At 67.2% G+C, this 20,553-nt stretch carries 22 protein-coding genes; 12 read left to right on the top strand and 10 right to left on the bottom strand.

Features of this window, described 5'->3' with window-relative positions:
* Nucleotides 1–49 precede the first annotated feature (49 nt).
* Genes R2APBS1_RS06550 through greB form a run of 3 tightly spaced genes read left to right on the top strand, consistent with a single transcriptional unit; the run spans nucleotide 50 to nucleotide 3,301 of the window.
* A complete protein-coding gene (locus tag R2APBS1_RS06550; protein WP_015447315.1) occupies nucleotides 50–1,543 on the top strand; it encodes a helicase HerA-like domain-containing protein in 1,494 nt (497 codons plus the stop codon).
* A 10-nt stretch (nucleotides 1,544–1,553) separates the two neighbouring features.
* Nucleotides 1,554–2,804 carry a tetratricopeptide repeat protein gene (locus R2APBS1_RS06545; RefSeq protein ID WP_015447314.1) on the top strand — a complete coding sequence of 417 codons (1,251 nt, stop codon included), beginning with the start codon at nucleotides 1,554–1,556 and terminating at the stop codon, nucleotides 2,802–2,804.
* Nucleotides 2,801–3,301 carry a transcription elongation factor GreB gene (gene greB / locus R2APBS1_RS06540; RefSeq protein ID WP_007512936.1) on the top strand — a complete coding sequence of 167 codons (501 nt, stop codon included), beginning with the start codon at nucleotides 2,801–2,803 and terminating at the stop codon, nucleotides 3,299–3,301. Before R2APBS1_RS06545 ends, greB begins: the two co-directional genes overlap by 4 nt.
* 29 nt (nucleotides 3,302–3,330) lie before the next feature.
* On the opposite strand, the gene phnD is transcribed toward greB, so the two are convergent.
* The 3 genes from phnD to rimO form a co-directional block, all read right to left on the bottom strand.
* A complete protein-coding gene (phnD, locus tag R2APBS1_RS06535; protein ID WP_015447313.1) occupies nucleotides 3,331–4,380 on the bottom strand; it encodes a phosphate/phosphite/phosphonate ABC transporter substrate-binding protein in 1,050 nt (349 codons plus the stop codon).
* A gap of 78 nt (nucleotides 4,381–4,458) precedes the next feature.
* A complete protein-coding gene (locus R2APBS1_RS06530; protein WP_007512933.1) occupies nucleotides 4,459–5,262 on the bottom strand; it encodes a DUF3025 domain-containing protein in 804 nt (267 codons plus the stop codon).
* A gap of 6 nt (nucleotides 5,263–5,268) precedes the next feature.
* Nucleotides 5,269–6,606, bottom strand: a complete 1,338-nt coding sequence (gene rimO, locus R2APBS1_RS06525; protein WP_041676868.1) for a 30S ribosomal protein S12 methylthiotransferase RimO — start codon at nucleotides 6,604–6,606, stop codon at nucleotides 5,269–5,271.
* A gap of 105 nt (nucleotides 6,607–6,711) precedes the next feature.
* Between rimO and R2APBS1_RS06520 the strand changes: the two genes are divergently transcribed.
* Both R2APBS1_RS06520 and R2APBS1_RS06515 read left to right on the top strand, forming a co-directional pair.
* Nucleotides 6,712–7,380, top strand: a complete 669-nt coding sequence (locus tag R2APBS1_RS06520) for a dienelactone hydrolase family protein (protein ID WP_015447312.1) — start codon at nucleotides 6,712–6,714, stop codon at nucleotides 7,378–7,380.
* Nucleotides 7,377–7,793 (top strand): HIT domain-containing protein, encoded by a 417-nt coding sequence (locus R2APBS1_RS06515; protein WP_015447311.1) that lies wholly within the window; start codon nucleotides 7,377–7,379, stop codon nucleotides 7,791–7,793. The genes R2APBS1_RS06520 and R2APBS1_RS06515 overlap by 4 nt, the downstream gene beginning before the upstream one ends.
* A gap of 68 nt (nucleotides 7,794–7,861) precedes the next feature.
* On the opposite strand, the gene R2APBS1_RS06510 is transcribed toward R2APBS1_RS06515, so the two are convergent.
* The 4 genes from R2APBS1_RS06510 to apbC form a co-directional block, all read right to left on the bottom strand.
* On the bottom strand, nucleotides 7,862–8,356 hold the full coding sequence (locus tag R2APBS1_RS06510) for a hypothetical protein (protein ID WP_007512925.1): 495 nt from the start codon (nucleotides 8,354–8,356) through the stop codon (nucleotides 7,862–7,864).
* A 95-nt stretch (nucleotides 8,357–8,451) separates the two neighbouring features.
* Nucleotides 8,452–9,018 carry a dCTP deaminase gene (dcd, locus tag R2APBS1_RS06505; protein WP_007512923.1) on the bottom strand — a complete coding sequence of 189 codons (567 nt, stop codon included), beginning with the start codon at nucleotides 9,016–9,018 and terminating at the stop codon, nucleotides 8,452–8,454.
* A 181-nt stretch (nucleotides 9,019–9,199) separates the two neighbouring features.
* Nucleotides 9,200–9,745 (bottom strand): NADPH-dependent FMN reductase, encoded by a 546-nt coding sequence (locus R2APBS1_RS06500; protein WP_015447310.1) that lies wholly within the window; start codon nucleotides 9,743–9,745, stop codon nucleotides 9,200–9,202.
* A complete protein-coding gene (gene apbC, locus R2APBS1_RS06495) occupies nucleotides 9,742–10,836 on the bottom strand; it encodes an iron-sulfur cluster carrier protein ApbC (protein ID WP_007512921.1) in 1,095 nt (364 codons plus the stop codon). Before apbC ends, R2APBS1_RS06500 begins: the two co-directional genes overlap by 4 nt.
* Nucleotides 10,837–10,995: 159 nt before the next feature.
* Here apbC and R2APBS1_RS06490 point away from each other — a divergent pair, with 159 nt between their 5' ends.
* The 3 genes from R2APBS1_RS06490 to R2APBS1_RS06480 all read left to right on the top strand — a co-directional run bounded on the left by R2APBS1_RS06490 (nucleotide 10,996) and on the right by R2APBS1_RS06480 (nucleotide 13,933).
* On the top strand, nucleotides 10,996–11,460 hold the full coding sequence (locus R2APBS1_RS06490; protein ID WP_007512920.1) for a DUF2147 domain-containing protein: 465 nt from the start codon (nucleotides 10,996–10,998) through the stop codon (nucleotides 11,458–11,460).
* 209 nt (nucleotides 11,461–11,669) lie between these two features.
* A complete protein-coding gene (locus tag R2APBS1_RS20495) occupies nucleotides 11,670–12,470 on the top strand; it encodes a DUF2147 domain-containing protein (protein WP_231381825.1) in 801 nt (266 codons plus the stop codon).
* Between the two features lie 254 nt (nucleotides 12,471–12,724).
* Complete coding sequence (locus R2APBS1_RS06480) at nucleotides 12,725–13,933, top strand: ISL3 family transposase (RefSeq protein WP_081602802.1); 1,209 nt, start codon at nucleotides 12,725–12,727, stop codon at nucleotides 13,931–13,933.
* Between the two features lie 34 nt (nucleotides 13,934–13,967).
* Here R2APBS1_RS06480 and R2APBS1_RS06475 read toward each other — a convergent pair whose 3' ends face one another.
* Genes R2APBS1_RS06475 through R2APBS1_RS06465 form a run of 3 tightly spaced genes read right to left on the bottom strand, consistent with a single transcriptional unit; the run spans nucleotide 13,968 to nucleotide 16,544 of the window.
* Nucleotides 13,968–14,762: a DeoR/GlpR family DNA-binding transcription regulator gene (locus R2APBS1_RS06475; RefSeq protein ID WP_015447307.1), complete on the bottom strand. Its 795-nt coding sequence runs from the start codon at nucleotides 14,760–14,762 to the stop codon at nucleotides 13,968–13,970.
* A complete protein-coding gene (locus R2APBS1_RS06470; protein WP_015447306.1) occupies nucleotides 14,755–15,384 on the bottom strand; it encodes an HAD family hydrolase in 630 nt (209 codons plus the stop codon). The genes R2APBS1_RS06475 and R2APBS1_RS06470 overlap by 8 nt, the downstream gene beginning before the upstream one ends.
* On the bottom strand, nucleotides 15,381–16,544 hold the full coding sequence (locus R2APBS1_RS06465) for an MFS transporter (protein ID WP_015447305.1): 1,164 nt from the start codon (nucleotides 16,542–16,544) through the stop codon (nucleotides 15,381–15,383). Before R2APBS1_RS06465 ends, R2APBS1_RS06470 begins: the two co-directional genes overlap by 4 nt.
* 176 nt (nucleotides 16,545–16,720) lie before the next feature.
* On the opposite strand from R2APBS1_RS06465, the gene metG reads away from it, so the two are divergent.
* Genes metG through nth form a run of 4 tightly spaced genes read left to right on the top strand, consistent with a single transcriptional unit; the run spans nucleotide 16,721 to nucleotide 20,532 of the window.
* The gene (gene metG / locus R2APBS1_RS06460; protein WP_015447304.1) at nucleotides 16,721–18,823 is read left to right on the top strand and encodes a methionine--tRNA ligase; all 2,103 of its coding nucleotides are present in this window, start codon (nucleotides 16,721–16,723) and stop codon (nucleotides 18,821–18,823) included.
* 14 nt (nucleotides 18,824–18,837) lie between these two features.
* Nucleotides 18,838–19,293 carry a putative signal transducing protein gene (locus R2APBS1_RS06455; RefSeq protein WP_015447303.1) on the top strand — a complete coding sequence of 152 codons (456 nt, stop codon included), beginning with the start codon at nucleotides 18,838–18,840 and terminating at the stop codon, nucleotides 19,291–19,293.
* Complete coding sequence (locus R2APBS1_RS06450; RefSeq protein WP_027485406.1) at nucleotides 19,286–19,900, top strand: RnfABCDGE type electron transport complex subunit B; 615 nt, start codon at nucleotides 19,286–19,288, stop codon at nucleotides 19,898–19,900. Before R2APBS1_RS06455 ends, R2APBS1_RS06450 begins: the two co-directional genes overlap by 8 nt.
* Nucleotides 19,897–20,532, top strand: a complete 636-nt coding sequence (gene nth, locus R2APBS1_RS06445; RefSeq protein WP_007512910.1) for an endonuclease III — start codon at nucleotides 19,897–19,899, stop codon at nucleotides 20,530–20,532. Before R2APBS1_RS06450 ends, nth begins: the two co-directional genes overlap by 4 nt.
* The last annotated feature ends 21 nt before the right edge of the window (nucleotides 20,533–20,553 follow it).

Raw genomic sequence — 20,553 nt, 5'->3', positions numbered from 1 at the left:
GCGTCGCCGGCTTGGTTACAATCGCTTGACCTGCAATGGATGGAACGCCATGACTGAGATCCTGATCGGCCGCAACGACAGCACCAGCGTCAGCCTCGACCCGCACTACGGCAACCGCCACGGCATGATCGCCGGCGCCACCGGCACCGGCAAATCCGTTTCGCTGATGGTGCTGGCCGAAGGTTTCTCGCGGCTGGGCGTGCCGTGCTTCCTGGCCGACGCCAAGGGCGACCTGGCGGGCCTGGCGATGGCTGCCGGCGAGCCGGGCGACAAGCTCAAGGCGCGGCTGGACAAGCTCAAGCTCGCCGACTGGAAGGCGCAGGCGAACCCAGTGGTGTTCTGGGACATCTACGGCAAGCTCGGCCACCCGGTGCGCGCGACCGTCAGCGAGATGGGACCGACCCTGCTCGGCCGCGTGCTGGAACTGAACGACACCCAGGAAGGCGTGCTGGAGGTGGTGTTCAAGGCCGCCGACGAGCAGGGCCTGCTGCTGCTCGACCTGGCCGACCTGCGCGCCCTGCTCACCTATGCCGCCGACAACGCCAAGACGCTCTCGGCGAAGTACGGGCTGATCAGCACCACCAGCATCGCGGCGATCCAGCGCGCGCTGCTGAAGCTGGAGAGCGACGGCGCCGACCAGTTCTTCGGTGAGCCGGCGCTGGAGCTGGCCGACCTGATGCGCCAGGACATGAGCGGCCGCGGCATCATCAACGTGCTCGCCGCCGACCAGCTGATCCTCAAGCCGCGGCTGTACTCCACCTTCCTGCTGTGGCTCTTGTCCGAGCTGTTCGAGCAGTTGCCCGAAGTGGGCGACCTCGACCAGCCGAAGATGGTGTTCTTCTTCGACGAAGCACACCTGCTGTTCGACGACGCCTCGCCGGCGCTGCTGCAGCGCGTGGAACAGGTGGTGCGGCTGATCCGCTCCAAGGGCGTGGGCGTGTACTTCTGTTCGCAGAACCCCGACGACGTGCCCGGCGTGATCCTGGGCCAGCTCGGCAACCGCATCCAGCATGCGCTGCGTGCGTTCACGCCGCGCGACCAGAAGGCGGTCAAGGCGGCGGCGGAGACCTTCGTCGCCAACCCGAAGCTCGACGTCAGCGAGGCGATCACCAGGCTTGCCGTCGGCGAGGCGCTGGCCTCCACCCTGGGCAACGGCGGCGTGCCCTCGCCGGTGGAGCAGGTGCTGGTGACGGCGCCATGCTGCCGCATCGGCGCGATCAGCGAGGCCGAGCGCGCCACCATCCGCCAGCGCTCGCCGGTGGGCGGCAAGTACGACAACCCGCTCAACCGCGAGTCGGCCGCCGAGATGCTGGCCAAACGCGCCGACGACAAGGCGAGCGCCGACGCCGCGGCGACCGGCGCGCCGGGCAAGGCCGAGGAAGCAGGTTGGGGCGGCGCCGTACACGACGCGTTGTTCGGCACCAAGCGGCGCCAGGGCATGATCGAGACGATGGGCAAGCAGATGGTACGCACGGCGGGCAGCCAGCTCGGCCGGCAGATCCTGCGCGGCGTGCTGGGCGGCATCTTCGGCGGCAAGCGCTGAGGCGCCGCCGATGCCGCGCGTTGAAGTGGTTCCCGCCGATACGCCGTTCGGCGAGCGCCTCGCGGCCGGCTTCGGCTACCCGTTGCGCGGCGCCGCACTGCCCACCTGCGTGGTGCTGGCGCTGATCCACTACGTCGGCCTGCTGCCTTCCTGGACCGGCGCGCTGGCCGGTGCGCTGGTCTGGGCTGCCACCTGGCGCTACGCCGCCGACTGCCTGCTGCACACCGCCAACGGCTATGCCGACCCGCCGGATGTCGGCTTCGACGGCAACAGTACGAGCGGCTGGGGCCTCACCGCGATCCACTTGCTGGTGGTCGCGCTGTGCGTGGTCGCCATCGTGTTCTTCCCGCGCCTGCTGTGGCCGGTATTGATCCTGTCCGCCCTGGTGTTGCCGGCGATCGACATGTCGCTGGCGTTCGACGGCAACCTGGCGCTGGCGATCAACCCGGCGAACTGGGTCCGTGTCATCGGCGGTTTCGGGATCGCCTACCTGATTCCCGTAGCGATCAACCTGCTGCTCGGCCTGCTGATCGTGCTGGCCTCGGTCACCACCGCACTGCTGCCGCGACTGCTGGCGCTGCCGCTGTTCGCCTTCGCCTACACCTACCTGATCGTGCTGGCCTTCCACCTGATGGGGGCGATGATCCACCAGCGCCACGAGCGTTTCGGCCTCGAGCCGGAGGCCGAGAAACTCGTCGTCGCTTCCCACCAGGACGCCGACGACCGCCTGCTCGACGAGGCGCGCCGGCTCGCCGCCGACGACCCGCTGGCGGCGCTGCGCCAACTGGCCGCCCGCCTGCAGGAGCGCACCGCGCTGGCGTCGGTACACCAGCTCTACCGCGAGCTGCTGCGGCGGCAAGGCCTGCGCGAGGACTTGCTGGTGCACGGGCAGATCTGGATCGCCGCGCTGATCGCCCAGAAGGAATCGCGCCGCGCACTCGGCGTGCTGCAGGAATGCACCGGCATCGACGCCGCGTTCGTGCCGGACGACCCGCGCACCTGCGGCGAACTGGCCGAACTGGCCGCCCGGCTGGGCATGAACCGGCTCGCCATCCAGCTGTGCCGCGGCTACCTCGCGCACTGGCCGCGCGATCCGCACGCCCCGCACTACGGCCTGCTGGCCGCACGCCAGCTTGCCGCCCACGCCGACCAGCGCGCCGAGGCGGCGGCGCTGCTGGAACGGCTCGCCGCCGCCTGGCCGGATCATCCGTTGTGCAGCGAGATCGACGCGCAACGGCGCCAGCTGGCCAGCCCGGCATGAGCCGCTGGCGCCCGCCCTCGCCCGGCTCCACCGCGATCGTCACCCGCGCGGGTTTCGAGCGGCTGAAGGCCGAGCTCGACCAGCTGTGGCACGTGCTGCGCCCGGAAGTGGTGAAGGCGCTCGCCGCGGCCGCCGCCGAGGGCGACCGTTCGGAAAACGCCGAATACACCTACCGCAAGAAGCAGCTCGGCGAGATCGACCGCCGCGCGCGCTACCTCAGCAAGCGCATCCCCGCGCTGAAGGTGGCCGAAGGCGCACCGGGCGATCGCCAGGCGGTGTTCTTCGGCGCCTGCATCGAACTGGAAAACGTCGCCACCGGCGAGCTCCACCGCTACCGCATCGTCGGCCCGGACGAGATCGACGCCAGGCGCGGCTGGATCAGCGTCGACTCGCCGCTGGCGCGGGCAGTATTGAAGAAGCGCGTCGACGACGAATTCAGCGCCGAGCTGCCGGGCGGAGTCGCCCGGTTCGCCGTGCTGGCGGTGGATTACGAATAGGCCTTGCCCCCGGCGGGGCCGACCGGCACCTAGCGCGGCTGCAGCTGCCGCACGGCACGGCGGTGGTCGGCCTCGATCTGCGCCAGACGGGCCTGTCGGGCCTGCGGGGTGACCCACTGGCCGTGCTCGGCCTGCTGTCGCAGCAGCGTGTACTGCATGTCCACGAACGGCTCCAGCACGCGGTTGTCCTCCGGTGCGAAGCCGCCCAGGTCGGGAATGCGGGCCAGGTTCGCGCGCTCGCGTACGCCGGCTTCGCCAGCGGCCTTGCCGTAACCGAGCAGGAATGCGGTCAATTTCTGCCGCAGCGACCGGGGTATGCCGTCGCGGACCACCAGCACCCCGGAAGGAATCAGCGGCGAGTGCCAGATCACCCGCAGCTGCCCTGCCTCGCCCGGGAAATTGCGCCGGAACAGGTCCATGTCCGGATTGTTGCTGCTGGCCACGTCCACTTCGCGATTGACCACCGCGAGCAGGTTGCTTTGGTGATCGCCTACCCGCACGCTGCCGAAGAAGGTGTCCGAGTTGAGGCCGCGCGGCGCGAACACGTAGGCCTCCGGCGCGACATAGCCGGTCACCGACAGGTGTTCGCTGCGCGCGTAGCGCCAGCCGCTGCCCGGCGTGGAGAGCAGCTCGTCGAGGTTGCGGATCGGGCTGTCGGCGCGCACCACCAGCGTGGCGACGTTGCCCTTGGCGCCGTCGCTGCGCACGAACTGGGCGAATACCTGCATGTGCTGGCGCGTCACCGCCTCGACCGCCAGCTTGCCGGAGAGGAAGGCGATGTCCACCCGCTGTGCGCCGATCGCATCGGACAGGCCGGCGTAGCTGCCCACCGATACGGTGGTCACCGGAAGTTGCAGCCGCTTGCGCAGGTCGTCCAGCAGCGGTCGCCACTGTTCCAGCGATTCGGCGGCGCTGCCGATCGGCAGGATGCCGAAGCGGATCGACGGCGGCTGGCCGGCGCCATGCTCCGCTGCCACCGCGCTGCCGGCACACGTCCACGCGATCGACAAGCCCGCGACGATCGTCGCCAGGCAGCGATGGCGGTACCCCTGGCGCGATCGAAGCCCTGCGATGTTCACCGTCCGTCCCCCTTCACCCACGCCGATGCCACGTATATAGACGTGATCGCCGGTCGGAGCAAGGTGCGGGCCGTCTGCTCAGGGGATCGGCGATGCCGGCGGGTACGCGCGCCCGGCGCGCCGCGGCTGATAGCAGGCGGCATGGCGGTGGAAGGCTTCGTCGGCATTGTCCGGATGCCAGCCCGGAATACCCGACAGCGGCAGCGGCCGCAGCTCCAGCGGGTCGAGCAGCAGGCGCCCTGAACCGATCGCCGTGGCACACGGCGCAGGCAGGCCGGCATCGCTGTCCGACTGGAACACCAGTGCCTTGCCCACCAACAGGCGCCCCGGACTCAAGGCCAGCTCCAGCAGCGCATGACCGAACAGCTCCAGCCGGATCGTGCCGTCCAGCCAGGCCTGCCGCCGGCGCCAGAACAGCCCGTGCCAGTCGTGCGCATCCCACAGCGCCAGCAGTGCGGGGTCGCGCACGGCAACGACCACGCCGGCCTCGTCGAAGTGGGTCAGCGCGTACTGCGCGCGCGAGCGCTGCTTCGGCCCCATGCGGGCAATCTCGCCCACCTGCCGCGCATTGAGCGCACGCTTGATCGCGGGACAGCGCAGCCAGACCAGCGCGTTGAACAGGTCGTGCCAGTTGCGCTCGCGGGTGGCGATGGCGCCGCGCTCGGCGACGCGCTGCTCGTAGTGCAGGCCGTCGGCGAGCAGTTCGTGCGTCTGCGCCACGAAGCGCTCGGGCATGCCCGCCGGACGGCAGGCGTTGAGCGCGTCGATCGCCGGCCAGTCGCGGCCCTCGATCAGCCCGGCATGCTCGCGCCACGCCGCCAGCGGCAGCCGCCCGAACACCGCCGGATCGACCGCGTCGCGTGCCGGCGCGACGTAGCGCATGGACGCCTACACCACCGTGAGCCGCGGATGCGCCAGGCGCGCATGCAGGTCGTGTTCGCTGGCCGCCTCGACCACCACGTCGACGAACTGGCCCGGCTTGAGCGACAGGCCGTCGGCGATCAGCACGCTGCCGTCGATCTCGGGCGCATCGGCAGCCGAACGGGCCACCGCGCCGTCGGCGTTCGCCTCGTCCACCAGCACCCTGAGCGTGCGGCCGACCTTGCGCTGCAGCTTGGCGGCGGAGATGTCCGCCTGCACCGCCATGAACTGTTCGAGACGGTCTTCCTTCAGCTCCTCGGAGACGGCACCGGGCAGCTCGTTGGCCTTGGCGCCATCCACCGGCGAGTAGGCGAACGCACCCACGCGGTCCAGTTCGGCCTCGCGCAGGAAGTCCAGCAGTTCCTCGAACTCGGCCTCGGTCTCGCCGGGGAAGCCGACAATGAAAGTGCTGCGGATGGTGAGCTCGGGCACCAGCTTGCGCCAGTTGTGGATGCGCTCCAGCGTCTTGTCGATGTTGCCGGGGCGCTTCATCAATTTCAGGATGCGCGGGCTGGCGTGCTGGAACGGGATGTCGAGGTAGGGCAGGATTTTCCCCGCCGCCATCAGCGGCATCAGCTCGTCCACGTGCGGGTACGGGTAGACGTAGTGCAGCCGCGTCCACGCGCCGAGTTCCGACAAGCCTTCGCACAGCTCGGTCATGCGCGTGCGGTACGCCTTGCCGCGCCAATCTCGCTCGGCGTACTTGAGGTCCACGCCGTAGGCGCTGGTGTCCTGCGAGATCACCAGCAGTTCCTTGACGCCGCCCTTGACCAGCTTCTCCGCCTCAATCAGCACCTCGTCGACCGGACGCGAGACCAGGTTGCCGCGCATCGAGGGGATGATGCAGAAGCTGCAGCGGTGGTTGCAGCCTTCGGAAATCTTGAGGTACGCGTAGTGCTTCGGCGTCAGCTTCACACCGGTGTCCGGCACGATGTCGAGGAACTTGTCGTGCGTGGGCGGCAGCGCCTCGTGCACCGCGCTCATCACGCTGGCGTAATCCTGCGGACCGCTGATCGACAGCACGTCGGGGTACGCCTCGCGGATCAGCGCCTCGCGCTTGCCCAGGCAGCCGGTGACGATCACCTTGCCGTTCTCGTTGAGCGCGGTGCCGATCGAGTCCAGCGACTCCTGCACCGCCGCGTCGATGAAGCCGCAGGTGTTCACCACTACCGCGTCGGCCTCACCGTAGCTGGGCACGATCTGGTAGCCCTCGACCTTGAGCTGGGTGAGGATGCGCTCGGAATCGACCAGCGCCTTGGGGCAGCCGAGGCTGACGAAGCCGATCTTGTGGGCGGTCTGGGACATGCGGGGCGTCACCGGGAACATGCGGAGTAACCGGGAATTATACGGCAGTGCGGCGCGACCACCGGCGCGGCTAGACTTCACGCGATCGCCGCCAAGGAGCCAGCCATGGGCCAGCACATCAACATCCCCACCACCCGCACCCAGTGCATCGGCGGCTACCTCGCCCAGCCGCAGGGCAAGCCGAAAGGCGGCATCGTGGTGATCCAGGAAATCTTCGGCGTCACTGCGCATATCCGCCGCGTCGCCGACGGCTTCGCCGCGCACGGCTATACCGCGATCGCGCCGGCATTCTTCGACCACCTGGAGAGCGGCGTGGAACTGGGCTACGACCAGGTCGGCGCGAACAAGGGCAAGCAGCTGATCGCCGAACTGGGTCTGGAGCGCGCGCTGGAAGACGTCGCCAGCGCCGCCGAGTCGATCGCCTCGGCCGGCAAGATCGGCACCGTCGGCTACTGCTGGGGCGGCACCGTGGCCCTGCTCGCCGCGTTGCGCCTGGGCCTGCCCTCGGTGAGCTACTACGGCGCGCGCAACCTGCCGTTCCTGCACGAGACGCCGCGGGCGCCGGTGATGTTCCACTTCGGCGAGAAGGACCGCAGCATCACGCCGGAAATGGTGGACAGGCACCGCGAGGCGCTGCCGCAGATGGAAGTCTTCACCTACCCGGCCGACCACGCCTTCAACCGCGACGGCAGCGCGCCCTACGACGAGGCCAGCGCGAAACTGGCGCTCGAGCGCACGCTGGCGTTCTTCGAAAAACACCTGGCCGGCGCATGAGCGGGGCCGGCTTCGCCCTCGATCCCCGGCTGGCGGCGGATACCCGCGCGGTCGCCTCGCTGCCGCTGTGCGAGCTGTTGCTGATGGACGACGCGCGCTGGCCGTGGCTTATCCTGGTGCCGCGCCGCGCCGGCCTGGTCGAGATCACCGACCTGCACGGCGACGAACAGGCCGTGCTGTGGCAGGAAGCGAACCGCGCCGCCGCCGCGCTGCGCGCCGTGACGCCCTGCGACAAGCTCAACCTGGGCGCGCTCGGCAACATCGTGCGCCAGTTGCACGTGCACGTGATCGCGCGGGTCGAAGGCGACCCGGCCTGGCCGGGGCCGGTGTGGGGGCATGGCGTCCGCGTGGCCCGCGACGACGAAGGCGCCGCTGTGCTGATCGCGGCGCTGCGGCACGCGCTGACCGCTTGAGTGGCGAAAACGGCCAATGAAAAGCCCGCGGCGCTGGCCGCGGGCTTGCGAAGAACAACCGTCGCAGATCAGTGCTGCTGCGAGGGATCGTAGCTGCTGCCGGCAGCGGACTTGCCCTTCATCTCGTCGTTCATCTGCACCGGCGCGTGGTAGTCCTCCAGCCGGCGTGCCTTGGTATCCACCGGGTTGATCTTCTTCAGCGTGCCGCCGTCGTCGTAGTACACGGTGAAGCCGTAATCGAGCTGCATGCGCGCCATGTATTCGAGGTGCTGCTTGCGCACCTTCGAGTCGTCGCTGCGCTCCAGCAGCACGGTCTTCGGCAGCTTGCCCTGCTCTTTCAGGTAGGCGAAATGGCTACCGACATCCAGCGCCGACAGCACCGCGCCATCCAGCAGGAATTGGCCGCCCTTGTAGGCGTTGATGACGGTGTCGAACTGGCCCTGGGCCTGGGCGGCACTGACCTCATCCTTGGTGCTGCCGCGATGGCAGCCGGCCAGCACCAGCAGGCTGCCCAGCATGGCGGCCGCGGCGGCACGGGCAAGCAGGGGCGAAAAACGGATCATCGGTGTCTCCTGGAAAACGTGTCGGTTCATCGGCGGAGTGTAGCGCCCGGCCGCGATCGTGGGCAGCGCCGGACGCCGCCCGTTCAGGGAGGCGATCAGGTGCGCGGCAAGGTCACGCCCTGCTGGCCCTGGTACTTGCCGCCGCGATCTTTGTAGCTGGTCTCGCATTCCTCGTCGGATTCGAGGAACAGCATCTGCGCCACGCCTTCGTTGGCGTAGATCTTGGCGGGCAGCGGGGTGGTGTTGGAGAACTCCAGCGTCACGTGGCCCTCCCACTCCGGCTCCAGCGGCGTCACGTTGACGATGATGCCGCAGCGCGCGTAGGTGCTCTTGCCGAGGCAGACGGTGAGCACCTTGCGCGGTATGCGGAAGTACTCGACCGTGCGCGCCAGCGCGAACGAGTTCGGCGGGATGATGCACACGTCCGCCTCGACATCGACGAAGCTCGACGGATCGAACGCCTTCGGATCCACGATGGTGGAGTTGATATTGGTGAAGATCTTGAACTCGCGCGCGCAGCGCACGTCGTAACCGTAGCTGGAGGTGCCGTAGGAGATCAGCTTGTTGCCGTCGCGCAGCTTGACCTGGCCCGGCTCGAACGGCTCGATCATGCCGTGGCTCTCGGCCATGCGGCGGATCCACTTGTCGGATTTGATGCTCACGCGATCTCCGGAGGTAGCAGGCAACCCGGACGAACCGGGCGCAAAGCGGCAAAAATACATGGTCGGGGCGCCACCGCGCCAGCCGACCAGATCCGCCACCGTAGGAGCCCGCTCGCGGGCGATGCTTTTGGAGCCTGGATTCGGGATTCGCAAAAGCAGAGCATCGCCCGCGAGCGGGCTCCTACGGTGGGCGCGGGATATCGGCCAGGATGTCCAGCGCCGCGCGCAATGCCGCGCAGCATTCCGCGCTGGCCAGCACCTGCGCCGCGCTGCAGCCGGCACCCGGCAGCGCCACTGGCAGGGGCTGCGCCGCCAGCAACTGGGCGGACATGGTGCGCAGGATTTCCGCCAGCGCCTGCTGCGCACGGTACGAACCGCGCGCAGCCGTGTTCAGCAGCAGCACCGGCTTGCCCGGAAACTCCAGGCTGCCGACCAGCCAGTCCAGCAGGTTCTTGAACGCGCCGGGCACGCCGTGGGCGTATTCGGGGCAGGCGATCAACAAGGCATCGGCGCGACCCACCGCTTCGCGCAGCGACCGCACCGGCGCGGGCACGGCAGCGGCTTCGTCGTCCGGATTGAACAGCGGCAGGCGGCCGAGCCCGTCGTACAGCACCAGCTCCAGCGTTGCCGGCACCAGTTGCCGCGCGGCCTCCAGCGCCGCCCGGTTCGACGACACCCGGCGCAGGCTGCCGCACAGGCACAGCACGCGCTGCACCGCCGCCGTCATGCGGCCGGCACGCCCTGCACCACGATCTTGCCCAGGCCCAGCGACTTGTTGCGCGGCTGCCGTGACAGCCGGCCGGCCACGTTGCGGGCGATCTCGCGGTAACGCATGGCGAGCTCGGAATCGGGGATCGCCGCCACCGTGGGGTTGCCGCCGTCGGCCTGCTCGCGGATGCGGATGTCCAGCGGCAGCGAGCCGAGATAGGCCGCGCCGTATTGCGTCGCCATGCGCTCGCCGCCACCTTCGCCGAAGATGTTTTCCTCGTGGCCGCAGTGGGAGCACACGTGGGTGGCCATGTTCTCCACCACGCCGAGCACCGGCACCTCGACCTTCTCGAACATCTTCAGCGCCTTGCGCGCGTCCAGCAGGGCGATGTCCTGCGGCGTGGTGACGATCACCGCGCCGGCCACCGGCACCTTCTGCGACAGCGTGAGCTGGATGTCGCCGGTGCCCGGCGGCAGATCCACGATCAGGTAGTCGAGCTGTTCCCAGCGTGTGTCGGTGAGCAGCTGCATCATCGCCTGGGTGACCATCGGGCCGCGCCAGATCATCGGCGTGTCTTCCTCCACCAGGAAGCCGATCGACATCACCGGCATGCCGTGGGCCTGCATCGGGATGATGCTCTTGCCGTCCGGCGAGGCCGGCTTGCCGTGTACGCCGAGCATGGTCGGCTGGCTCGGACCGTAGATGTCCGCGTCCATCACGCCGACCTTCGCGCCTTCGGCCTGCAACGCCAGCGCCAGGTTCGCCGACACCGTGGACTTGCCCACGCCGCCCTTGCCGGACGCCACCACGATGATGTTCTTCACGTTCGGCAACGGCCCCAGCGTGCCCTGCACCTTGTGCACGTGGATGCGGCTGGTGATCGAAACCGTGGCCGAGTCGATCGCCGGATCGGCTTCCAGCGCCTGGCGCACGCGCGCCGCGAGGCTGTCGATGGCGCCGGCGGCCGGATAGCCCAGTTGCAGGTCCACCGAGACCTGCGCGCCGTCCACGCCGACGGCGCGCAGCGCCTCGGCCAGCGGTGCGCCGGTATGGGTGTCGATGAGTCCGCCAAGGATCTGGCGGACCAGGGCTTCGTTGGCCTGGGTCATGGTTCGGTATCGGGGCGTTTGCGGGAACCGCCATTATGCCAGCGCGCCGCCGCGGCCCCGCTGATCCAGGTCAGCGCCGGACTTGGCGCAATGCAGCTTGACGGCTTCGCGCCAGCCCGCCAGCCTCGCGCCATACGCTTTCGTACGGGAGGAGCACCCATGAAGCAAGCAGTTCGTCTCACCTTCGCCCTCGGCCTGCTGCTGGCCGCCGGCGCGGCGCTGGCCGCCAACAACACGCCAGTCGGCACCTGGAAGACCATCGACGACAAGACTCACCAGCCGAAGTCTATCGTCGAAATTACCGAACACAACGGCGAGTACCGAGCCAGGATCGTCGAGTTGCTGAACCGCACGCCGGAAGACGTGGCCCGCGACGGCGAGCACCCGCTGTGTACCCAGTGCGAGGGTGAACGCAAGAACCAGCCGATCGTGGGCATGACCTTCATGTGGGGCGTCAGCCAGGACGGCGACGAGTGGAGCGGCGGCAAGATCCTCGATCCGAAGGACGGCAAGATCTACAAGGTGAAGCTCACGATGATGGACGATGGGCAGAAGCTCAATGTGCGTGGCTATATCGGCTTCTCCTGGGTCGGCAGAACTCAAATATGGGAACGGCAACCCTAACTGTCACTCTTCGATAATCTCCAAGCGCGCTCCGGCGCGCGTTTTTTGTGTACAACTCAAAACATTGCGACGGCAGTCAAAAACCTTTCCCCATCTTGCACTTCGGGATAAGATTGATGGCTCGAAAATACGAGCACTCAGACACGTCAGGCACTGCTCGAAGGTAGAAAATTGATGCGCTATCCGTTCACGTCGCCGAAGGAAATAATATGAAGGCATCTATTCTGATATTCTCCCTTTGCCTACTTTGCAGTTGCTCAAAACAATTAGTCACTCCAACCGCAGCAAACCTTTCTAATAATGAAGCGTCGTTTATTGAGTACTTGGCATCAACAGTCATTGACTCTGTAGATGGCGCACCGGTTTCTACTGGCTTAAAGCTCGGCCAGTCTGAGCCAGAAAATGTATTGAAACTGTCACCTGGGAAGCACGTCCTAATGATCAATTATTGGGACCAGACAGGACGCATTCGCGGAGATGTCACACTCGAAGTTATTCTACAACCAGGCAAACGATACTGGCTCGCCCCTACCAGCGCCACCCGAACAATGAAAGAAGGAGATCAAGTTAGCTTCACAATCAAGCCCATGTACTCGAACACCCCATCCACCGCCGATGGCACAAGAGCTGACCGCAACTCACCCGTTGGCACCTGGAAGTCCGTCGACGATGAAACCGGCAAGCTTGTGTCGATCATGCAGATCATCGAGAACAATGGAGAACTGCAGGCAAAAATGCTGAAGGTACTGCAGTCAGACGACGGTCCGCATCCGATTTGCAGCAAATGCAGTGGTCCACGCATGAATCAGCTAGTCGAAGGCATGACAATCATGTGGGGAGTTCGCCAAGATCATGATCTGTGGGACGGCGGCAGCATCATCGATCCACACAATGGCAAAGCCTACAAAGTGAAGCTATGGACCATCGAAGACGGCACCAAACTGATGGTCCACGGTTACACGGGCTTCTCCCTAAATGGCCGGACCCAGATGTGGTTGCGTCAAAATTGATAGAATTTCACCGTCACCAGCGACGAGATCTTGGACGGCCGCAGCCAAGTATGGGAGCGGCAGGAATAACACCGCTTCAAGCGCTTTCCTCGCGTCACACCAAACCCCATGCCGGCGCACCGCATGGTTTTTTTTGGTTCTTCGCGGGTAAGCGGGAAAGATCGTGTTGACAGACGAAGGGTTGGGTGAAGGCGGCGGATGGCGGATAAGCTGAAAGCTCTCACACCCACAGCGGCTCAACCGCCGCCGCCTTCATGCATGATGCTATTGACGCTGCCCAATTTTGGATAGGGTTTCGTTTGATCGAGACTCAATCCTCGTCGGAGACCGACCTGCTACTTCGGCTGGAAGCGGACCCTCACGTGGACCCGCGCTGTGGTCGTTGCCAGATGCCCTGCGGGCTGATCCACGACCGAAGTACCCGTCGGGTGCGGGAGCGCAACCTGTTTGATCGGCAGGTGTGGCTGGAGGTGCCGCTACGCCGTGTGGCGTGCCTGAGCTGCGGCGTGAATACCGAGCACGTGCCCTGGCTGCCTTCGCGCAGCCGCCTGACCGGGCGTTTGATCGCCCATATCGAAGCCCTGCTGCGTCTGCTGCCGATTCGTCATATCAGCCAACTTACCGGGCTGCATTGGCACACCATCCGCACCATCGATGCCCGCCGCTTGGCGCGCGACGTGACGGCGCCGGATCTGTCACGGGTGCGCCGACTCATCATGGACGAGTTTGCGCTGTTCAAGGGCCATCGCTACGCCACGGTCGCCATCTGCGCCGATACCCAGCAGGTGCTGTGGGTGGGCGAAGGCCGTTCACGCAACGATGTGCAGCCGTTCTTCGAGATGCTCGGTCCGGACGTTTGCGCGCGTATCGAGGCGGTCGCAATGGACATGAACACGGCCATGGACCTGGAGGCCAAAGCCCACTGCCCGAACATACGGGTGGTCTATGACCTGTTCCACGTCATCGCCAAATTCGGACGCGAAGTCATCGACCGTGTGCGCGTGGATCAGGCCAACACGCTCAAGGCCGATCCGTCCGCCCGTCGTGTCATCAAGCGCAGCCGCTGGCTGTTGCTACGCAACCGCGGCAACCTCACCGACGAGCAGGCCGTCAAACTCGATGATCTGTTGGCCGCCAACGTGCCGTTGACCACCGTCTACGTGCTCAAGGCCCAGCTCAAGGAGCTTTGGTATGCGCCGGACGAAGACGAGGCCCATCGCCGCTGGAACGAGTGGTATCGCCTTGCCCTGGATAGCCAGCTGCCACCCCTGGTCGCCTTCGCCAAACGCTTGGCGCCGTACATCGATGGCATCGTCGCCAGTGCCCTTTACCGGCTCAACACCAGCGTCTTGGAAGGCATGAACAATCGCATCAAGGTCATCAAGCGAATGGCCTATGGCTACCGCGACTCCGCTTACTTCTTCCTCAAAATCAAGGCCGCCTTTCCCGGTAAGGCGCGATGAACCTTTTTTTTGGACGCGGGCAAGGCCGCCGGACTCATCCTGCCGGATCGGCCCGATGCACAGCCAGACCATGCGTACTGAAGGTTGCACGCAGCGCACGACCGGCATCGTGCTCGACCACCAGATGCTGCACTTCGCCGATACCCGCCACCTGGTGCGTCGCCACGGTACCGAGCTTATCGCTGGTGGCGACCACCACGGTCTCGCCGCTGGCCTCGACCATCGCCCGTTTCAGCAGCGACTCCTCGCTGTCGAAACCCCACAGGCCGGTGCCCGCGTCGATGGCGCAGGCGCCGGGGAAACACAGGTCGGCGCGCACGCGCTGCAGTTCCTTGAGGGTCTGCGCACCCACCGCACCGCCGATGTGCGGGTCGATGCGGCCGCCCAGCAGCAGGATCTCGAAGCCTTCGCGCTCGATCAGCACCAGCGCGATGTCCGGCGCGTTGGTGACCACGGTCAGCCCCATCCGTTCGGGCAACGCCGAGGCGATCGCGGCATTGGTGGAGCCGGCGTCGACCAGCAGCACCTGCCCTTCGCGCACCAGGCTCGCCGCCTTGCGCGCCAGCGCCAGCTTGCGGCCGACCTGCTCGCCGCGCCGCTGCTGCAGCGGCGCGACCGCCGCCGACAGCGGCAGCGCGCCGCCGTAGACGCGTCGGCACAATCCCTGCGCGGCCAGTTCGCGCAGGTCGCGGCGGATCGAATCCTCCGACGCCGCGAACTCTACCGCCAGCTCCGCCGCCACCACCCGCCCGCGACTGCGCAAGCGCTGCAGGATCTCGTGCTGGCGCTCCTGCGGCAGCAGCTCGCCAGGCAGGGGCGGCTTAGCCATGCGCCGCCTCCAGCAGGCCTGTACGGCACAGCTCGGCGCGCAGGGTGGCAGGATCGCGGAAGTGCAGCGCATGCAAGCCCAGCCGTGCCGCGGCTTCGACGTTGCGCGGCGCGTCGTCGATGTACACCGTGCGCGCGGCCTCCAGGCCATGGCGCGACAGCAACAGGCGGAAGATCGCCGGATCGGGCTTGATCAGCCGCTCCTCGCCCGACACCATGATGCCGCGAAAGGCCGCCATGAATCCGTAGCGTTGCCGCGCCAGCGGAAAAGTTTCCTGCGACCAGTTGGTCAGCGCGTACAGCGGCACGCCGCGTGCGCGCAGTTCGTCGAGGATGGCCACGCTGCCCTCGATCGGCCCGCGCAGCATCTCGTCCCAGCGTTCGCGGTAGGCGGCGATCAGCCCGGCATGCTGCGGGTGCTGCGCGCTGAGCCCGGCAATGGCCTCGCGCCAGGGTCGCCCCGCATCCTGCCGCTCGTTCCAGTGCGCGGTGCAGACCTCGGCCAGAAAACGCTCCATCGCCGCCTCGTCGTCGAACAGCCGGCGATACAGATGACGCGGGTTCCAGTCCAGCAGCACGCCGCCGAGGTCGAACACCACGGTGTCGAAGCGCGGCGCACTCACGACCGCACCAGCCTTGCCGAGGCGGCGGTCAGCAACAGCAACCCGGCCACCGCCGCCAGCGCCACCGGCAGGCTGCTGGCCTGGGCCAGGAAACCGATCAGCGCCGGGCCGCTGAGCAGGCCGGCGTAACCCAGCGCGGTCACCGTGGCGATGGCGATGCCGGGCGAGGTGCCCGGCAGCCGACCGGCCGCGCCGAACATCACCGGCACGATATTGGCCGCGCCCAGCCCGACCAGCACGAAGCCGATCGGCGCCGCCGGCGGCCACGCCAGCATCGACGCCAGCAGGAAGCCTGCCGCCGCGGTGCAAGCACCCAGGCGCACGGTCAGCACCGGGCCGAAGCGCGCCACGATCCGGTCGCCGCCAAGCCGCCCGATGGCCATCGCCACCGAAAAGGCGGCATAACCGATGCCGGCGGAAGCCACCGAGAAGCCGCGGAAGTCGCGCAGGAACACCGCGCTCCAGTCCAGCATCGAACCCTCGGCCAGGAAACTGATGAAACACAGCAAGCCCAGCGCCAGCACGATGCCGCGCGGCATGCCGAACGCCGCGCGTTCACCGGCAGCGTCGACGTGCTCGATCAGGCGCGGCCACTGCGTCACCAGCACGACCGCCAGCAGCGCGGCCATCGCCACGGCGGCGGCGGTCAACGGCATGCCCAGCGCCAGCAGCAGGCTCATGCCCGCCGCTCCGCTCAAGCCGCCGATGCTGAACAGCCCGTGGAAGCCCGACATCAGCGGACGGCCATCGCGCCGCTCCACCTCCACCGCATGCGCGTTCATCGCCACGTCCACCGCACCCAGCGCCGCGCCGAAATACAACAGGGCGAGCGCCAGCGTGGCCACGCCCGGCGCGAGCGCCAGCAGCGGTAGCGCCAGGCATAGCAGCAAGCCGCCGACGCCGATCACTCGGCGACTGCCGAAGCGATGGGTGAGCCAGCCGACCAGCGGCATCGACAGCATCGAGCCGCCGCCGAAAGCCAGAAGCAGCATGCCGAGACCGGCCTCGTCGAGGCCGAGCCGCGCCTTCGCGTACGGCACCATCGGCGCCCACGCGGCCATGCCGATGCCGGAGACCAGGAAGACCAGGCGGGTGGCGCGGATGGCCGATGCCAGCCCGTTCCGCACGTCTGCCGTCAGGGGAATGCTGCTTGTCTGCACGCTTACTCCACTTCCACAAACACGCATAAATGTACACAAATGCGTATAAACACGTAATCGAACGGATCGTCGCAGCGCACCGCCAAACAAGCCCGGATCGCGCCGGAAGCCCCGCCCACGGCCGGTGCGGCCGGGCGGCCATGGCATAATGCGCAGTCATCACCGGAATACGCCCCATGAGTCGCCGCCTGCTCGTCACCAACGCCCTGCCCTACGCCAACGGCCCGCTGCACATGGGCCATCTGCTGGGCTACATCCAGGCCGACATTTGGGTGCGCGCACAACGGATGAGCGGCCACAAGGTGGCCTACGTCTGCGCCGACGACGCGCACGGCACGCCGATCATGCTGGCTGCGAAAAAGGCCGGCATGACGCCGGAGGCGTTCATCGCCGGCATCCGCGAGGGCCACGAAGCGGATTTCGCCGCGTTCGGCGTGGCGTTCGACCAGTACCACACCACCCATTCGGAAGAGAACCGCGAGCTGTCGACGCTGATCTACACGCGCCTGCGCGACGCCGGCTACATCGCCAGGCGCGAGATCCAGCAGTTGTTCGACCCGGAAAAGCAGATGTTCCTGCCGGACCGCTACATCAAGGGCACCTGCCCGAACTGCGGCACGCCGGACCAGTACGGCGACAACTGCGAGCACTGCGGCGCCACCTACGCGCCGACCGACCTGATCAACCCGACCTCGGTGATGTCCGGCGCCACGCCGGTGCTGCGCGACTCGGAGCACTACTTCTTCGAACTGGGCAAGTTCGAGGGCCTGTTGCGCGACTGGTTCGCCGGCAAATTCACCCACGGCAAGCCGGTGGCGAACAGCGGCGTGGCGGCGAAGCTGCGCGAATGGCTGGACGGCGGCCTGAAGGACTGGGACATCTCGCGCGACGCACCCTACTTCGGCTTCCCGATCCCCGACGCGCCGGGCAAGTTCTTCTACGTGTGGCTGGACGCGCCGGTCGGCTACCTGGCCAGCTTCAAGGCACTGTGCGACCGCACGCGACTGAAGTTCGACGAGTTCCTCGCTGCCGACAGCAGCGCCGAGCTGCATCACTTCATCGGCAAGGACATCATCAACTTCCACGGCCTGTTCTGGCCGGCGATGCTGCACGGCGCCGGCTTCCGCACGCCGACCGCGCTGCACGTCAACGGCTATCTCACGGTGAACGGCGCGAAGATGTCCAAGTCGCGCGGCACCTTCATCCAGGCGCGCACCTACCTGGACGCCGGCCTGCATCCGGGATTCCTGCGCTATTACTTCGCCAGCATGCTCAGCGACGCGCCGGTCGATGTGGATCTGGACCTGAAGGCGTTCGAGGAACGCGTCAACTCGCACCTGGTCGGCAAGTGGGTGAACATCGCCAGCCGCACCGCCGGCTTCGTGCACAAGCATTTCGGCGGCCGCCTGGCGCCGCAGTTCAGCGCGGAGGAAACCGCGCTGTGGAACACCCTGCTGGAACACTACGACGGCATCGCCGCGCTGTACGACAGCGGCGACTTCGCCGAGGTTACCCGCCGCTTCGTGCTGATGGCCGACCTGGTCAACGGCCACATCGCCGCCAAGGCGCCGTGGGCGATGGCCAAGGACGAAAGCCGCCGCGACGAGCTGCACCAGGTGTGCTCGTTTGCGCTGACCGCGTTCCGCCTGCTGGCCGGCATGCTCAAGCCGATCCTGCCGATCACCGTGGCTGCCGCCGAGCAGTTCCTGGCCGCGCCGATCACCGACTTCGACGACGCCCGCGCCGCGCTGCGCAATCACGCCATCCAAGCCTTCGAGCCGTTGCTCGGCCGCATCGATCCCAAGCGCATCGAGGCCATGGTCGAGGCCTCGAAGGATTCGCTCGGCGGCCCCACCGAAGCCCCCGCCGTCCCGAAAAAGAAGAAAGCCATGAACGACAGCGCCAAACCCGCCGCCGCGATCGCCGAGCCGGCCCCGGCCACGCCCGCCACCATCGGCATCGACGATTTCGCCCGGCTCGACCTGCGCATCGGCAAGGTCACCGCCTGCGAGTTCGTGGACGGTTCCGACAAGCTGCTGCGCTTCGAACTGGACGCCGGCGCGCTGGGCACGCGGCAGATCTTCTCCGGCATCCGCGCCGCCTACGCCGAGCCGGAGAAACTGGTGGGCCGCAACGTGGTATTCATCGCCAACCTGGCCCCGCGCAAGATGCGCTTCGGCCTGTCCGAGGGCATGATCCTCTCGGCCGGCGACGGCGGCAGCGACCTGTTCCTGCTCGACGCCGACCCGGGCGCCAAGCCAGGCGCCACCGTGCGCTGATTGAGAGATCGCACATGCGATGCGTCCACCAATCCTTCGACCACACCGAGGCAGAAATCGTCGCCGGTTTGTTGCGTGAGGAAGGTTGTACCGCCTTCGTGTTTGAAAACGGTCTGTCGCGTCTCAAGTGGTACCAGGTCATCGCGTTCGGTGGCTCGGTCGTCATGGTGCCCGATGCATGCCTCGAACAGGCCAGTGACGTGCTCGATCACTGGAGGCGCGGCGACTATCGCGTCGAAGACGACGATCAATGCCCACGTTGTCACAGCAGCGATATCGAAGAGAACCCCAACTATCGCGGCTGGGCCTTTTTCTTCGGATGCTTCCTGGGTTTGCCGATATGGCCCGCTCTCAAGTGGAGAGAACGCTGCAAGTCGTGCGGTCACCACTGGAAAGCGACTCCGCCGGACACCTATGCGGAATGGGGCAAGCTGGGGGCCAAAACCGAAGCACCTGCACACGATGACTGAGCTCGTGACCCTCGCCGACCGCATCGACGCCGTGCTGCCGCAGACGCAGTGCGAGCAATGCGGCTACCACGGCTGCCGGCCGTATGCGGAAGCGATCGCGCGCGGCGAGGCGGACATCAACCGCTGCCCTCCCGGAGGCGACGCCGGCATCGCGAAACTCGCCGCGCTGCTGCAGCGCCCCGTGTTGCCGCTGGACCCCGCATGCGGCACGGAAAAACCGCGCATGCTGGCGCGCATCGTCGAGGCCGACTGCATCGGCTGCACCAAGTGCATCCAGGCCTGCCCGGTCGACGCGATCGTGGGCGCGTCGAAACTCATGCACACGGTGCTCGCCGACGACTGCACCGGCTGCGAACTGTGCGTGCCGGCCTGCCCGGTCGACTGCATCGTGCTGGAACCGATGCCGCCCGCGCAAATTGACCAGGCGCATGCCGACGCGGCGCGCGAACATTTCCGGCGCCGCGAGGCACGGCTGGCGCGCGAAGCCGCCGAGCGCGAGGCCGAGCTGGCCGCGCGCAAGGCGGCGGTGGACACTCTCGCCACGGCCAACCCGGTGCTGGCCGCGCTGGCGCGCGCCAAGGCAAAACGACAGGAGCCGAATCCGTGAAGCGCGCCGACGTGGTCGAACTGTTCACCCGCCTGCGCGAGCTGAACCCGCACCCCACCACCGAACTCGCCTACACCACGCCGTTCGAGCTGCTGGTGGCCGTGGTGCTGTCGGCGCAGGCCACCGACGTGGGCGTCAACAAGGCCACCAAGAAACTCTATCCGGTGGCGAACACGCCGCAGGCGATCCTCGAACTGGGCGAGGAAGGACTGAAGAAATACATCAACACGATCGGCCTGTTCAACGCCAAGGCGAAAAACGTGATCGCGTTGTGCCGCCTCCTCGTCGAACAGCACCACGGCGAAGTGCCGCGCACGCGCGAGGCGCTGGAGGCGCTGCCCGGCGTGGGCCGCAAGACCGCCAACGTGATGCTCAACACCGCCTTCGGCGAGCCGACCATCGCGGTGGACACGCACATCTTCCGCGTCGCCAACCGCACCGGCCTGGCGCCGGGTAAGGACGTGCGCGCGGTGGAGGACAAGCTGGAAAAAGTGGTGCCGGCCGAGTTCAAGCGCGACGCCCATCACTGGCTGATCCTGCACGGCCGCTACGTGTGCAAGGCGCGCAAGCCGGATTGTCCGCACTGCCCGATCCGCGACCTGTGCCGCTACAAGCACAAGACGGTGGAATAGCGGACGAAAACGCCCCGCGGC

This window comes from Rhodanobacter denitrificans (genome assembly GCF_000230695.2).
GTDB lineage: Bacteria > Pseudomonadota > Gammaproteobacteria > Xanthomonadales > Rhodanobacteraceae > Rhodanobacter > Rhodanobacter denitrificans.
Note: the sequence above shows the minus strand (reverse complement) of the source record. Positions and strands in the feature narration are given on the sequence as shown.

Coding starts and splice junctions, on each gene's coding strand:
- apbC (WP_007512921.1), bottom strand. CDS start 10,836: ATGACCCAGGCCAACGAAGCCCTGGTCCGCCAGATCCTTGGCGGACTC.
- greB (WP_007512936.1), top strand. CDS start 2,801: ATGAGCCGCTGGCGCCCGCCCTCGCCCGGCTCCACCGCGATCGTCACC.
- R2APBS1_RS06480 (WP_081602802.1), top strand. CDS start 12,725: ATGCATGATGCTATTGACGCTGCCCAATTTTGGATAGGGTTTCGTTTG.
- R2APBS1_RS06450 (WP_027485406.1), top strand. CDS start 19,286: ATGACTGAGCTCGTGACCCTCGCCGACCGCATCGACGCCGTGCTGCCG.
- R2APBS1_RS20495 (WP_231381825.1), top strand. CDS start 11,670: ATGAAGGCATCTATTCTGATATTCTCCCTTTGCCTACTTTGCAGTTGC.
- R2APBS1_RS06500 (WP_015447310.1), bottom strand. CDS start 9,745: ATGACGGCGGCGGTGCAGCGCGTGCTGTGCCTGTGCGGCAGCCTGCGC.
- rimO (WP_041676868.1), bottom strand. CDS start 6,606: ATGTCCCAGACCGCCCACAAGATCGGCTTCGTCAGCCTCGGCTGCCCC.
- R2APBS1_RS06515 (WP_015447311.1), top strand. CDS start 7,377: ATGAGCGGGGCCGGCTTCGCCCTCGATCCCCGGCTGGCGGCGGATACC.
- R2APBS1_RS06550 (WP_015447315.1), top strand. CDS start 50: ATGACTGAGATCCTGATCGGCCGCAACGACAGCACCAGCGTCAGCCTC.
- R2APBS1_RS06490 (WP_007512920.1), top strand. CDS start 10,996: ATGAAGCAAGCAGTTCGTCTCACCTTCGCCCTCGGCCTGCTGCTGGCC.
- R2APBS1_RS06545 (WP_015447314.1), top strand. CDS start 1,554: ATGCCGCGCGTTGAAGTGGTTCCCGCCGATACGCCGTTCGGCGAGCGC.
- R2APBS1_RS06510 (WP_007512925.1), bottom strand. CDS start 8,356: ATGATCCGTTTTTCGCCCCTGCTTGCCCGTGCCGCCGCGGCCGCCATG.
- metG (WP_015447304.1), top strand. CDS start 16,721: ATGAGTCGCCGCCTGCTCGTCACCAACGCCCTGCCCTACGCCAACGGC.
- R2APBS1_RS06475 (WP_015447307.1), bottom strand. CDS start 14,762: ATGGCTAAGCCGCCCCTGCCTGGCGAGCTGCTGCCGCAGGAGCGCCAG.
- R2APBS1_RS06520 (WP_015447312.1), top strand. CDS start 6,712: ATGGGCCAGCACATCAACATCCCCACCACCCGCACCCAGTGCATCGGC.
- R2APBS1_RS06530 (WP_007512933.1), bottom strand. CDS start 5,262: ATGCGCTACGTCGCGCCGGCACGCGACGCGGTCGATCCGGCGGTGTTC.
- R2APBS1_RS06455 (WP_015447303.1), top strand. CDS start 18,838: ATGCGATGCGTCCACCAATCCTTCGACCACACCGAGGCAGAAATCGTC.